This is a genomic window from Ligilactobacillus saerimneri (assembly GCF_036689625.1).
Taxonomy (GTDB): domain Bacteria; phylum Bacillota; class Bacilli; order Lactobacillales; family Lactobacillaceae; genus Ligilactobacillus; species Ligilactobacillus saerimneri.
Window position 1 is genome coordinate 295,001 of the sequence record NZ_CP144759.1, and the last position, 13,057, is coordinate 308,057.

The following is a 13,057-nucleotide window of genomic DNA, read 5'->3' on the forward strand; positions in this document are numbered from 1 at the left end:
GTGTGGTGACGATGGCAAGAAGGATACACCTGTTCCCATTCCGAACACAGAAGTTAAGCTTCTTAACGCCGAAAGTAGTTAGGGGAACGCCCCTTGTGAGGATAGGAAGTTGCCACGCTGATTATTCCGGCATAGCTCAGTTGGTAGAGCACCTGACTGTTAATCAGGCTGTCGACGGTTCGAGTCCGCCTGCCGGAGTTTTTCTATATTATATAGAATGGCCCGTTGGTCAAGTGGTTAAGACACCGCCCTTTCACGGCGGTAACATGGGTTCAAATCCCGTACGGGTCATCCAATGCCGGTTTAGCTCAGCTGGTAGAGCATCGGTATCGTAAACCGAGGGTCACAGGTTCAAGTCCTGCAACCGGCACTCCTAATTCCCGCTCATTTTAAGGGGCGGGTTTTTGTTTTTACCAGCTGGACGAATGATAAGAATGATTGAAGCATCCGCCGTGTGGTGGGTGCTTTTTTGCTATTGTTATGTGATGGGCTAAGATAAAATAGGATCTGCAGTGCGTGTCTTAATTATAAAATAACAACTAAGTTTATACGTTTAGCATTTCAAGCTGGTAAGGTATCTTTTATAAATAAATTAATATTCGATTATAAAGGAAATTGTTTTCTAATTTTAAAAGCTAGTATTGGCGCTATATCAACGTTGCTTAACCCCATTTTAACAACTTAATTTGACGATGATGTGGTTATACAGTACAATATTACTTGTATTTATTTTTTAATCTATCATAATTTCTTAATAGTAATCTGATACTCATTGAAATTATTTTTAATTTACATGTTAACTATTAAGTTGAATTAGTTTGGAGGAATCTATTTATGAATGATAAATCGCAGGATACTGCTTTCTTAGGGCATCCTAAAGGTTTATCCACCCTGTTCTTCACGGAAATGTGGGAACGTTTTAGTTACTACGGGATGCGGGCCATCCTTCTGTACTATATGTACTATTCAGTAACCCAAGGTGGTTTAGGAATTGATAAGACAACTGCTGCTTCGATTATGTCAATCTATGGTTCACTGGTTTATCTTTCCAGTACATTAGGTGGATTTATCAGTGACCGAATCCTTGGTAGTCGGCGGACTGTGTTCTGGGGTGGGGTCCTGATCATGATTGGGCATATCATCTTGGCAACACCATTTGGGAAGGCCGCATTGTTCCTATCAATCCTCTTTATTGTGTTAGGAACTGGGATGCTAAAGCCAAACGTTTCAGAAATGGTTGGTGGTCTTTATGAAGAAGGCGACCAACGGCGTGATTCTGGATTTACGATCTTTGTCTTTGGGATTAATGTTGGTTCCTTGCTAGCACCACTGATTGTTGGTTTCTTAGGTCAGCAGGTTAACTTCCACTTAGGGTTCTCCTTAGCTGCTGTGGGTATGTTCTTTGGTTTATTACAATATACTATTCAAGGCAAGGACTTACCAAAAGATAGTTTGTACCCAACTGATCCAATTGAACCTGATCAGATCAAAAAGTATTCTCTTCGGGTTACAATGGCTGTGGTTGTTTTGGCAGTTATTCTCGGGATCATGGCGGTCTTAGGAAGCTTAAATATTAACAATATCATTAACTTAGTTACTATTTTGGCGATCTTAATTCCTGTTTATTACTTTGCATTGATGTTGCATAGTAAGAAGACAACAAAGGTAGAACGTTCACGGGTAAAAGCATATGTGGCACTATTTATCGCTTCTATCTTGTTCTGGTCAATCGAAGAACAAGGTTCAGTGGTATTAGCCCTCTTTGCCAACGATCAGACTAAGTTATCAATTTTCGGGTTACCTTTCCCAGCTAGTCTTTTCCAATCCTTTAACCCACTCTTTATCTTGTTATACACTCCATTCTTTGCATGGTTGTGGACAAAGATGGGTTCTAAGCAACCATCATCACCAGCTAAGTTTGCCTATGGACTCTTTTTCGCTGGTGCTTCCTTTGTCTGGATGATGTTGCCAGGCATGTTGTATGGAACTGGTGTTAAAGTAAGTCCACTGTGGTTAATCGTAAGTTGGGCTCTTGTTATTGTTGGGGAAATGTTAATTTCACCAATTGGTCTGTCTGTTACAACAAAATTAGCGCCAAAAGCGTTCAAAGCACAGATGATGAGTATTTGGTTCATCGCTGACGCCGTTGCTCAGGCCATCAACGCACAAATTGTTAAATTCTACTCCCAAGGAACAGAAGTTGCCTATTACGGTTGGATTGGTGCCATTACAATTGGCTTCGGGTTAATTGTTCTTTTAATGGTTCCAGCAATCAAACGCTTAATGGATGGGGTTGAATAAACCTAGAATTGAGCTGATATAATTGGAAAACTATTCATGTTAAACATGTATGTTTAATATGGATAGTTTTTTTATTTAGAAGTGTACTTTAGCTAATAGAGAAAAAGGAAGCATATCTTAAATAAGCTAAGAATTAGCGCCTAAATTTACATTTTGAAATTTTTTTGATTTTTTTACAAAAAACACTTGCATTTTTCGGGTGTCCACGTTATTATAATTAAGTCAGTTAGTTACTGATTGATAACAACTTACAAATACTTATGGATGGGTAGCGAAGTCTGGCTAAACGCGGCGGACTGTAAATCCGCTCCTTCGGGTTCGGTGGTTCGAATCCACTCCCATCCACCACATTGGGGTATGGCCAAGCGGTAAGGCAACGGTTTTTGGTACCGTGATGCACTGGTTCGAATCCAGTTACCCCAATTCTTCAAAACGTTACCTTCTTGGGTAACGTTTTTTTATTTACCATGCTAAAATTAAACTAGCAAATTTATGGACGTATTTAGTAGGAGGAAAAAATGAAAATAGGTTTTATCGGTGCAGGTAATATGGGACGTGCGATCATCAATGGTTGGCTTAACCAACATGCAGTTACAGGAGGAGAAATCTATCTTCATAGTGCACACCGTTCTTCCTATGAGCCGTATGCGCAGGCTCAAGGCTTACATGCTTGTGCAAGCAATGAAGAAGTGGTGAACCAAGCAGATTTGGTCTTTTTGGCCATAAAACCTGCTCAGCTCCGCACTGTACTCTTGGAAGTGAAGGCATCTTTACTGCGGAAGCGACCAGTGATTGTATCTATGATTGCTGGATGTGATTTAGCAACAATGCGGAAAATTTTAGATCAAGCTGAATTGGAAATGATTCGCATCATGCCAAATGTTAATGTTGAGATTGCAGCGGGAATGACAGCATTAACCCGCAACGAATTTGTGACCACCGATCACTGGCAGAGAGTAGTAGCATTGTTTGATACAATTGGGGCAACAATTGAGTTAGCAGAGGACAAGTTTAGTATCTTCGCGGCTCTTGCCGGAAGTTCACCTGCTTTTATCTACTTCTTTATTGATGCGTTGGCTCGGGCCGGAGTTAAGTATGGTTTAGATAAGGTCACCGCAACGCAAATTGCTGCGCAAGTAGTTCAAGGGAGCGCCCAGAAAACATTAGCCACTACTAAAACACCTTGGGAACTGGTAGATGAAGTATGTTCTCCAGGGGGAACCACTGTGGCTGGCCTGTTAGCTATGGAAGAAGCAGGTTTTATGACTGCGGTTATTAAGGGAATTGATGCCACAGTCGCTAGAGAAAACGAATAAGTTATGCGAAGGAGTGTGAGAGTGTGAGTTCGCCGATTTATATCAAAATACATAATGAGATTCGGCAGCGAATCGAAGATGGAGAATGGGCCGTTGGGGACCGCATTCCGGCTGAAAGAGAACTGGCAGAGCAGTTTGGGGTTAGTCGGATGACGTTGCGACAAGCGATTCAAACATTAGTAGATGAAGGTTTATTGGAACGACATATTGGAGCAGGGACATTTGTTGCCCGTAAAAAGGTTCAGGAAAAGATGACTGGAGTAACAAGTTTTACCGAGATAACGGAGGCGCAAGGGAAAATGCCGTCTAGTAAAACTATCTCTTATGTTGTGACTACTCCATCATTAAGTGAAAGCGAGAAACTTAACCTCAAAGCAGGTGAACGAGTCCTTCGAATGGAACGCATCCGATATGCAGATAATATTCCGATCTGCTTTGAAGTAGCAACTGTTCCTTTTCACTTGGTAAAGAATTTTGATCGTGAACAAATCACGCAATCACTCTATCGGACCTTAGAGCAGCATGGGATGACCATGGGACATGCAGAACAGATTGTTTCGGCGGTAGCAGCTTCTGAGCGGATTGCGGCTTATTTAGGGATTAAACGAGGAGCAGCTGTATTACGTCTGCGCCAGGTCTCACAACTTAAAAATGGGCAACCGTTCGAATATGTACGAACACAGTATGTGGGCAACCGGTTTGAATTCTATCTCGAACGTTAGTTTAAAGTTTTGCGAACAAGTATAGTTTCTAAGAATAAATAAGAGTACAATTAAGGCTACATTATTTAAACTACGGGAGGCAGTGTTATGCGTGAAATGCAGCGTAAGATTATTGAAGAATTAAAAGTTCAACCGCAAATCAATCCCCAAGACGAAATTCGGCGTTCGGTGGATTTTCTAAAGGCATACTTAAAAAAACATCCCTTTTTAAAGGCACTAGTGTTAGGAATTTCTGGCGGACAAGACTCAACTTTGGCAGGGAAATTAAGTCAAATTGCTATCCAAGAATTGCGTAAAGAAACTGGTGTGAATTACCAATTCATTGCAGTGCGGCTACCATATGGTAATCAAGCAGATGAAAGTGATGCAATGGATGCTATCGCTTTTATGAATGCAGACCAGGTGGTAAGGGTCAACATCAAACCGGCAACCGATGCCATGGTAGCGAGCTTAGAAGAAAATGGGCTTGAAATTAGTGATTTTAATAAGGGTAATATCAAAGCACGGCAACGGATGATTGCACAATACGGAATAGCGGGTGCTAATAACGGCGCTGTTGTAGGAACAGACCACGCAGCTGAAGCAGTCACTGGTTTTTATACTAAATTTGGTGATGGTGGTGCTGATATTACACCATTATGGCGGCTGGATAAGCGACAAGGTCGGGCTATGCTGGAAGTTTTAGGAGCCCCACGCCATTTGTATGAAAAGGTACCAACTGCTGATTTAGAAGAAGATCGACCTGCTTTACCGGATGAAGTAGCCTTGGGAGTAACTTATTCGGATATTGATGACTATTTAGAAGGCAAAGATGTTGCCCCTGATGTAGCTGTCAAAATTGAGAACTGGTTCCAAAAAACACGCCACAAGCGACATTTACCAATTACAGTTTATGATGAATTTTGGAAATAACTAATAGATTAGAAAAAATAGACGACAAGGGCTTAAATCAGATCTTGAGAAGGCTTTAGTCGTCTTTTCTTTTTTGTTATGATAAGAATGATAAAAGGGGGATTACGCCATGAATCAAACCGGAATTCAAAAGTACCTTCAAACCCTTACCCAGGCACTGGAGAAGACCAAAGAGATCGAAAACCAATGGCAAACAAAATTGGCATTTGTGATACAGGTGGCCACTGCCGGGTCAACTGTTGAAGACATTCGCCATTATGATGATGTGCATGAAGTTTTTGGTCATGGGGTTGTTTTGCTAGAACGTTTGTGTAATCAAATTGAAAAGGCTAAGACACCACTGAAGGTTAATGCATTGAACCGGCGAATGTTTACGAACTATTGTCGGTATATTGATGATTGTGAAGAATTGCATGCCGTTATTCATCACAATTTAGGTAGAATTGATGTTGCACAGTTAAAAGCAATTAACCACCAGCGGGAAGAACATCTTCAGACAAGTTTAGCCACGTTTACGTTGATCAAAGAAAAATTAGGAGGCGACTAGAGCCGAATGGATCAAAATTACCTTCACCAGGCAGCTGCAATGCTGCCTTTTAAATTTGAACAAGTTCAAGCATCATTAACCTTGTTGACGGCAGGGAACACCGTACCTTTTATTGCCCGTTACCGGAAAGAGCAGACAGGAAATTTAGACGAAGTAGCTTTACGCCAGATTGCCAACACGTATGAACAAGTCGAAAAACTAGCGCGAAGGAAGCAAACCGTTTTAAATGGAATTGCTGAACAGGGGAAGCTGACAGCATCTCTACGGAAGCAAATTGAAGCAGCGACCGATCTCATTACTGTGGAAGATTTATATTTGCCTTATAAGCATAAAAAGCAAACTAAGGCGCAAAAAGCCCGTGCTGCCGGGTTAGAACCCCTGGCCCGCCTGTTGTTAACGAAGGGGACGGCGCGAGTTGCCGATTTCATCAACCCAACTTCAGGAATATTGACGACTACTGATGCTCTTGCAGGTGCACACGAAATTATGGCCGAAGCATTTGGAGAAAATGCTGGGTTACGGGGATGGATGCGCCAGCGCTTTCAGCAGCATGGTCGGGTAGTGACACGAAAAAAAGCTTCCGGACAAAAAAATGATCCCCAAGAAGTTTATGCTACTTACTATGATTGGGAGCTGCCGGTGGAAAAGATCGCTCCCTACCAGGTATTAGCTATTAATCGTGCTGAAAAAGCTGGCGTTATCCAAGTGAAAATCGATCCGGATGATAGCTATATCTATCAATACCTGCATTCACGGTATAGTAGTCGGCAACCAGGCAACCAATATCTGCAGGCAGCCTATCTTGATGGTTATAAGCGGTTTATTAAACCAGCTATTGAGCGAGAAATCAGAACGACAATGACGGAACAAGCAGTGACTGCAGCAGTCAAAGTGTTTGGAAATAACTTGTATCATTTATTAATGCAAGCTCCATTGAAGGGACGGACAGTTTTAGGTTGGGATCCAGCTTTTCGTACGGGGTGCAAACTAGCCGTAGTTGATCCAACCGGGAAACTTTTAGCTAAGACTGTGATCTATCCTCATGAACTGAGCAAGGGCCAAAAAGCGACTTCACAACAACGAGCTCAAGCCGCTCGTGAGTTAGTTGCAATGATCCAACAATATCAGGTGGAGATGATTGCTATTGGCAACGGGACAGCTAGTCGGGAATCAGCACAATTTGTGGCAACGGTTATCCAGCAACATGCTTTATCAGTGAAGTTTGTAATTGTTAATGAGGCAGGAGCTTCGGTTTATTCGGCAAGTGAACTGGCACGACAAGAATTTCCTGACCTTAATGTTGAAGAACGTTCAGCCATTAGCATTGCCCGACGATTGCAGGATCCATTAGCAGAATTGATTAAGATTGATCCCCAAGCAATTGGAGTAGGCCAATACCAACACGACCTACCTACCAAAGAATTGTCTGCCCAGGTGGATGCAATAGTTGAAACCAGTGTTAACCAAGTAGGAGTCAATCTTAATACTGCTAGTGCGGAGCTTTTGACGCACATTTCAGGACTATCAAAGACAACCGCTCACAATATTGTCGCTTACCGAAATGAACACGGTAATTTCACTAACCGTACCCAGCTCAAGCAGGTTCCGCGGTTAGGTCCGAAAGCTTTTGAACAAGCAGCGGGCTTTTTACGGGTTGTTAACGGGGAAAATATTTTGGACAATACCAATATTCATCCGGAAAGCTATCCTTTAGTGCAACGGTTACTAACCGAATTGGGATTGAAACCAGAGCAAATTGGAACGGAGGCCATAGGTTTAGCCTTGGTAGGGGTATCTTTATCGCAATTAGCTCACCAATTGGGAGTGGGAGAAACGACGTTAAATGACATAATTGCCGATTTAAAGAAACCAGGACGAGATTATCGTGAGCAAATGCCAGCACCACTATTGCGTGATGATGTCCTTCATTTGGCTGATCTTAAACCAGGAGTGCACCTTCAAGGAACAGTGCGTAATGTTGTTGATTTTGGGGCTTTTGTGGATGTTGGAGTAAAGCAAGATGGTTTGGTACACATTTCACAGCTGAGTACAAACTATGTGGCTAATCCACGGGAAGTAGTGGCTGTGGGAGATATTGTTGATGTCTGGGTAATAGCAGTTGATCAGAAAAGAGAACGACTTCAACTCTCAATGATGGCACCAGAAACGGGGAAGTAGGATGACTGATCTAGAATTACAAAACTTGGTAGAAGAGATCGCACATACTTATTTTCACCAACCTTTTATTCACCAAGCACGGTTTAATTCGCGGCTACGAACAACGGGGGGCCGTTACTTGCTGACTAGTCATGACATCGAAATAAATCCCCAAATAGCAACTGACTATGCGGATACGATTTTGGTTGGAGTGATTAAGCATGAATTATGTCATTACTTTTTACATCAGCAAGGTCGCGGGTACCAGCACCGCCAGCGCGATTTTAAAACATTGCTCCATCAAGTCGGAGGGCTACGCTATGCCCCGCCTCTCACAGGCAAAAAGCGACGTTTATGTTATGAATGCCAACAGTGTCATACACGGTATTGGCGACAACGTCGGATAAATACTAACCGCTATGTATGCTCACGCTGTCATGGTCACTTAGTTTTTGTTGAAAAATATTAATAAATTCCTTGTCAACTAAGAACGGGTTTGCTATAATAACTTTTGTTGTCGCGGGTATGGCGGAATTGGCAGACGCGTCAGACTAAGGATCTGGTGGGCGTTTAGCCCGTGAAGGTTCGAATCCTTTTACCCGCATCACAGGAGGTTTTGCATTATGCAAAGCCTCCTTCTTTATTTTTTGCGAAAGTTTGAGGAATGAGGGTATGGAAAAATATGTTAAAATCGCTGCTAGCGCTGCTTACTTACCCCCACGGGTAGTAACAAATGATGAGCTGAGTCAAATTATGCCAACATCTGATGAGTGGATTCAGGCACATACAGGGATTAAAACCCGTCATTTTGCTTTAGAGGAAAACACCTCAATGATGGGAGCAAAGGTTGCCCAACAACTGCTTGAGCAAGCGCAGGTGGCTGCGACTGACATTGACTTGATCATTGTAGCTACAATTTCGCCAGACGCAATTACTCCTGCAACTGCGACCCTAATTCAAAAAGCAATCGGGGCTACTAAGGCTTTTGCATATGATATTTCTGCGGCATGTGCAGGGTTTATTTTTGCCCTGAGCACTGCTGATAAATTCTTACGGACTGCGCAATATCATCGTGCTTTAGTAATTAGTGCGGAAAACTTTTCTAAAATGTTAGATTTCCAGGACCGTACTTCAGCAGTCTTTTTTGGGGATGGCGCCGCTGGAGTTCTCTTGGAAAGCAGCACAGATCCAGCTGATAACATGATTATTGCAGAATCATTGCATGCAGATGGGAATGCAGAAGTTATCCATAGTGGTCGGATCGCACCAATTACTGATATTGCAGCGACTAATTATCCCCAAATGGATGCTTTTTTCCAGGATGGACGAGCAGTTTATCAGTTTGTAACAGAGAACATTCCCCCGCATATCAGAGAATTTTGTGATCACAATGGCTTGACCCCCGACGATCTTGATATGGTGATTACCCATCAGGCCAATTTACGTTTGATTGAGAAAATTGCCGCGTTATTGCAACAACCTATGAGCAAATTTCCACATAATGTTGATCGGGTAGGGAATACATCTTCAGCAGGAATAGCATTAGTCTTAAATGAAATACTGCAAGCGGGAAAGCGGCCACAAAAGTTAATGCTAACCGGTTTTGGTGCTGGCTTAGCATATGGGAGTATCTTGTTAGATCTCCAGCATTATCAATAAAAAACAACGGGCTAACTACCAGAATTGTTTCTGGAGGTTAGTCCGTTGTTTTTGTAGACAAATTTATTTTAGTAATAACCAGTTGTTGCAGTTCCAGTAGTGGTTGAAGTAGCAGTAGTGTAATCAGAAGTGACATCGGCTCCATAATTATTAGGGTTAGCAAAGGAAGCAGTACTATCAGCTAGACCTAGTTCATGACGTAACCGGTTGGCTTGTTTTCGTTTTTCACTCACAGGAGCAACTTGATAAGATAAGTCATCGATCATGGCGTTTTCACCTTGGAGGGTATATGACTTGATGTTGCCTGCCGTGGAATGATAGTTAGTTGCTATGGTCATCATGTCATTATAAGTTAAGTCAGTGCGAATATTGGCCTTAACCGACTTTAAGATTCCCTGATAGTTGCTGAGGGAAGAGATTGACAAAGTTTTGTGAAGTAATGCTTCGATTACTTGCCGTTGCCGGTACTGACGTCCGTAGTCTCCCTTAGGATCTTCGTGCCGCATCCGACTATAGGCAAGAGCTTGTTTCCCATTCAAGGTAACTTTCTTACCTTTAGTAACATGAGCATCCTCATAATTGAAGGTTAATGGTGGCGTAACCGTTACGCCACCAACAGCGTCGACTGTTTTGACCAAACCATCCATATTGACAAGCAGATAGTAGTCGATAGGAACATCTAGTGTTTTTTGAACAGTCTTGATGGTCGTAGGCACTCCACCTTCGTGGTAAGCAGCATTGATTTTTTCGTAGATTAGGTCCGATCCGCTAACATGGACCAGGGTATCCCGAGGAATGCTGAGCATGGTAACTTTATTTTTCTTAGGGTTGACCGTAGCAACGATTATAGTATCTGTTCGCCCAGTATCCTGGCGGCCTAGCCCAGCGTCTGTTCCCAAAAGGAGGATCGAGAACGGTTTTTTCTTTTTGAGGATTGCCGAGACATCCCGCATTTTTTTAATATTAGCAGATGAGTATGTATCATCAATAGTAGCCTTGGCGTGCCCAATAATATTCAGGGCATAGACGCCAACACCACCGAAGATCAATAGCACTAGCACAAGTAAAATAAGACAGATACGTTTGCGTTTCTTAGGAGGTTTGTGATAGCGATGCGAGTTATTATTTTTCCGGGTCCGACGGAGCGGAGTTTCTAGCAACTCGTCTTGAGATGATTTGTTATTATCGTTCATTTTCCGACTCCTTACCTATAACATATTAATGAAATTATATAATGCTGTTCTTATTTTTTAAAGCTATAAAAGGAGTTCTAAACATTTATTTAAAGAAGTTTGTCAACGCGTTGAAGATCAGGCTTACAACTACTGCCGGTGTAAATAAATTAACCAGTAAGAGATGACGACAGTTCTTTATGGTGAGCCGGAATTTTGCTATTATTAACATGATCGTTAAGTTAAAGAGGATTGAGAACATGGTTAAGTTAGTTCTGTTGCGGCACGGACAAAGTGCTGCCAATAAATTAAATATGTACACGGGGTGGAGCGATGTTCCCTTGACCAAATATGGGGAGCTGGAAGCACATGCAGCTGGACAAGCATTAGCGCAGGTAGGAATTAATTTTACAGCAATTCATACGTCTGTTTTAGTGCGGGCTATTAAAACAGCCAATATTGTGGCCGAAGAAATTCATCAGCTTTACCTTCCGTTATTTAAAACATGGCGCCTTAATGAACGCCATTATGGAGCTTTACGCGGATTAAATAAGGACTGGACGCGGGAGAAATTTGGCGCTGAGCAAGTTGCATTATGGCGTCGATCATTTTTTGCAGTTCCGCCCCAATTATCATCTCCGGACCATGATCGCCGTTACCAGGATCTGCCTAATGATGCATTGCCCTTGGCTGAAAGTTTAGCAATGGCGTATCAACGGATTTTACCATATTGGCAAGACCAGATTGCTCCCCAGTTGCGGGCCGGGAACAATCAATTAGTTGTTGCCCATGGTAGCACGTTGCGGGCAATGATTAAATATCTTGAGCAGATATCAGATACAGATATTGATGGGGTCGAAGTGGCCAATGGAGAGCCAATCGTTTATACACTTAATGATCAACTGCAAGTAGTAGATAAACAGATATTGCAGCCACAAGCTGAATCATCTACCCTGTAATTGGGAACGATGCATCCTGAATTCAAGGAGGAGATAAACATGGAATACGCACCAAAAGCACCAGCCTTATGGGAAGCCATTACACAAGAGGAAGAACGCCAAGAAGGAACAATTGAACTGATTGCGTCAGAGAATATTGTGTCAGAGGCTGTTCAAGCTGCCCAAGGCTCAGTTCTGACTAACAAGTATGCAGAAGGATATCCTGGAAAAAGGTATTATGGCGGTTGCCAATACATTGATAAGGTAGAACAATTAGCTATTGATTATGCTAAGAAATTATTCAATGCAGAATATGTTAACGTTCAACCTCATTCTGGATCCCAAGCTAATATGGCGGTATACCAGGCCCTCCTACAACCAGGAGACGTTATCTTAGGCATGGGGATGGACGCCGGTGGGCATTTGACTCATGGTTCTAAAGTTAACTTTAGTGGGAAGATTTATCAATCATACAGTTATGGTTTAGATCCAGAAACTGAAGAGTTAGATTTTGCGGAAATCCGGCGTATTGCCCAAGAAGTTCAGCCCCAGTTGATTGTGGCTGGAGCATCAGCTTACAGTAAGATCATTGATTGGCAACAGTTTCGTAGCATCGCTGATGAAGTGGGTGCTTATTTGATGGTAGATATGGCACATATTGCAGGCCTAGTTGCAACGGGGCTCCATCCGAGTCCACTACCAGTTGCGGATGTAGTGACAACCACTACCCACAAAACTTTGCGGGGACCACGGGGAGGAATGATTCTTTCTAACAACCCGGACTTAGGTAAGAAACTCAATTCCGCTCTGTTCCCAGGGATGCAAGGGGGGCCTTTGGAACATGTTATTGCAGCTAAGGCCCAGGCATTTTATGAAGCATTACAGCCATCATTTACAACTTATATGAAGCAGGTTGTGGCTAATGCACGCGCAATGGCTGAATATTTCCAAAAGAGTGAACAAATTCGGGTTGTTTCGCAAGGAACTGAAAACCATTTATTGATCCTTGATTTAACAGCAACTGGGTTAACGGGGAAAGATGCCCAAAACCTACTGGATGAGGTTAATATCACCACGAATAAAGAAGCTATTCCTAATGATCAGCGAAGCCCATTTGTGACTAGCGGTTTACGGATAGGTACGCCGGCAATTACAAGTCGGGGCTTCAAAGAAGAAGATGCAACTAAAGTAGCTAGTTTGATTACTACGCTGTTAACTCATGCTGATGATCCAGCTGTAAAAGCAACAGTTAAAGCAGAAGTTAACGAACTGACCGCTAAGTATCCACTAGCATAAGTGATTAAATATTAGATATTGAACAATAAGAATAGAG

At 42.4% G+C, this 13,057-nt stretch carries 11 protein-coding genes, 6 tRNA genes and 1 rRNA gene; 17 read left to right on the forward strand and 1 reads right to left on the reverse strand.

Annotation, left to right across the window (positions count from 1 at the left end):
* The first annotated feature begins 1 nt into the window (after position 1).
* The 15 genes from rrf to V3C97_RS01430 all read left to right on the forward strand — a co-directional run bounded on the left by rrf (position 2) and on the right by V3C97_RS01430 (position 9,614).
* Positions 2–118: ribosomal RNA gene (gene rrf / locus V3C97_RS01360) — 5S ribosomal RNA — on the forward strand.
* A gap of 7 nt (positions 119–125) precedes the next feature.
* Positions 126–198 (forward strand) — tRNA-Asn (locus V3C97_RS01365).
* Between the two features lie 21 nt (positions 199–219).
* Positions 220–291 (forward strand) — tRNA-Glu (locus V3C97_RS01370).
* Positions 292–297: 6 nt separating this feature from the next.
* A tRNA-Thr gene (locus V3C97_RS01375) sits at positions 298–370 on the forward strand.
* 464 nt (positions 371–834) lie between these two features.
* Entirely contained in the window at positions 835–2,301 is a 1,467-nt protein-coding gene (locus V3C97_RS01380) for a peptide MFS transporter (protein ID WP_009553304.1), read from the forward strand.
* 262 nt (positions 2,302–2,563) lie between these two features.
* A tRNA-Tyr gene (locus tag V3C97_RS01385) sits at positions 2,564–2,649 on the forward strand.
* Positions 2,650–2,652: 3 nt separating this feature from the next.
* Positions 2,653–2,724: transfer RNA gene (locus tag V3C97_RS01390), tRNA-Gln, on the forward strand.
* A 95-nt stretch (positions 2,725–2,819) separates the two neighbouring features.
* Positions 2,820–3,617, forward strand: coding sequence for a pyrroline-5-carboxylate reductase (gene proC / locus V3C97_RS01395; RefSeq protein ID WP_009553302.1), 798 nt, complete (start codon positions 2,820–2,822; stop codon positions 3,615–3,617).
* 23 nt (positions 3,618–3,640) lie between these two features.
* Positions 3,641–4,339: a GntR family transcriptional regulator gene (locus V3C97_RS01400; RefSeq protein ID WP_009553299.1), complete on the forward strand. Its 699-nt coding sequence runs from the start codon at positions 3,641–3,643 to the stop codon at positions 4,337–4,339.
* Between the two features lie 87 nt (positions 4,340–4,426).
* Positions 4,427–5,251, forward strand: a complete 825-nt coding sequence (gene nadE, locus V3C97_RS01405; protein WP_216543697.1) for an ammonia-dependent NAD(+) synthetase — start codon at positions 4,427–4,429, stop codon at positions 5,249–5,251.
* 109 nt (positions 5,252–5,360) lie between these two features.
* A complete protein-coding gene (locus tag V3C97_RS01410; RefSeq protein WP_009553294.1) occupies positions 5,361–5,798 on the forward strand; it encodes a hypothetical protein in 438 nt (145 codons plus the stop codon).
* Between the two features lie 6 nt (positions 5,799–5,804).
* The gene (locus V3C97_RS01415; RefSeq protein ID WP_317294405.1) at positions 5,805–7,976 is read left to right on the forward strand and encodes a Tex family protein; all 2,172 of its coding nucleotides are present in this window, start codon (positions 5,805–5,807) and stop codon (positions 7,974–7,976) included.
* Position 7,977: 1 nt separating this feature from the next.
* Complete coding sequence (locus V3C97_RS01420) at positions 7,978–8,424, forward strand: SprT family protein (protein WP_338434306.1); 447 nt, start codon at positions 7,978–7,980, stop codon at positions 8,422–8,424.
* A 50-nt stretch (positions 8,425–8,474) separates the two neighbouring features.
* A tRNA-Leu gene (locus V3C97_RS01425) sits at positions 8,475–8,559 on the forward strand.
* A 68-nt stretch (positions 8,560–8,627) separates the two neighbouring features.
* The gene (locus tag V3C97_RS01430) at positions 8,628–9,614 is read left to right on the forward strand and encodes a beta-ketoacyl-ACP synthase III (protein WP_009553289.1); all 987 of its coding nucleotides are present in this window, start codon (positions 8,628–8,630) and stop codon (positions 9,612–9,614) included.
* Between the two features lie 68 nt (positions 9,615–9,682).
* Here V3C97_RS01430 and V3C97_RS01435 read toward each other — a convergent pair whose 3' ends face one another.
* Positions 9,683–10,807, reverse strand: coding sequence for an LCP family protein (locus tag V3C97_RS01435; RefSeq protein WP_338434307.1), 1,125 nt, complete (start codon positions 10,805–10,807; stop codon positions 9,683–9,685).
* A 239-nt stretch (positions 10,808–11,046) separates the two neighbouring features.
* Here V3C97_RS01435 and V3C97_RS01440 point away from each other — a divergent pair, with 239 nt between their 5' ends.
* Together V3C97_RS01440 and glyA are read left to right on the forward strand one after the other, a co-directional pair.
* Positions 11,047–11,745 (forward strand): 2,3-bisphosphoglycerate-dependent phosphoglycerate mutase, encoded by a 699-nt coding sequence (locus V3C97_RS01440; protein ID WP_027826931.1) that lies wholly within the window; start codon positions 11,047–11,049, stop codon positions 11,743–11,745.
* 39 nt (positions 11,746–11,784) lie between these two features.
* A complete protein-coding gene (gene glyA, locus V3C97_RS01445) occupies positions 11,785–13,020 on the forward strand; it encodes a serine hydroxymethyltransferase (RefSeq protein ID WP_027826932.1) in 1,236 nt (411 codons plus the stop codon).
* The last annotated feature ends 37 nt before the right edge of the window (positions 13,021–13,057 follow it).

Excerpts from the sequence above, each read along its gene's own strand:
- V3C97_RS01440 (WP_027826931.1), top strand. The coding sequence starts at position 11,047 with ATGGTTAAGTTAGTTCTGTTGCGGCACGGACAAAGTGCTGCCAATAAA.
- V3C97_RS01435 (WP_338434307.1), bottom strand. The coding sequence starts at position 10,807 with ATGAACGATAATAACAAATCATCTCAAGACGAGTTGCTAGAAACTCCG.
- glyA (WP_027826932.1), top strand. The coding sequence starts at position 11,785 with ATGGAATACGCACCAAAAGCACCAGCCTTATGGGAAGCCATTACACAA.
- V3C97_RS01380 (WP_009553304.1), top strand. The coding sequence starts at position 835 with ATGAATGATAAATCGCAGGATACTGCTTTCTTAGGGCATCCTAAAGGT.
- nadE (WP_216543697.1), top strand. The coding sequence starts at position 4,427 with ATGCGTGAAATGCAGCGTAAGATTATTGAAGAATTAAAAGTTCAACCG.
- V3C97_RS01430 (WP_009553289.1), top strand. The coding sequence starts at position 8,628 with ATGGAAAAATATGTTAAAATCGCTGCTAGCGCTGCTTACTTACCCCCA.
- proC (WP_009553302.1), top strand. The coding sequence starts at position 2,820 with ATGAAAATAGGTTTTATCGGTGCAGGTAATATGGGACGTGCGATCATC.
- V3C97_RS01420 (WP_338434306.1), top strand. The coding sequence starts at position 7,978 with ATGACTGATCTAGAATTACAAAACTTGGTAGAAGAGATCGCACATACT.
- V3C97_RS01410 (WP_009553294.1), top strand. The coding sequence starts at position 5,361 with ATGAATCAAACCGGAATTCAAAAGTACCTTCAAACCCTTACCCAGGCA.
- V3C97_RS01415 (WP_317294405.1), top strand. The coding sequence starts at position 5,805 with ATGGATCAAAATTACCTTCACCAGGCAGCTGCAATGCTGCCTTTTAAA.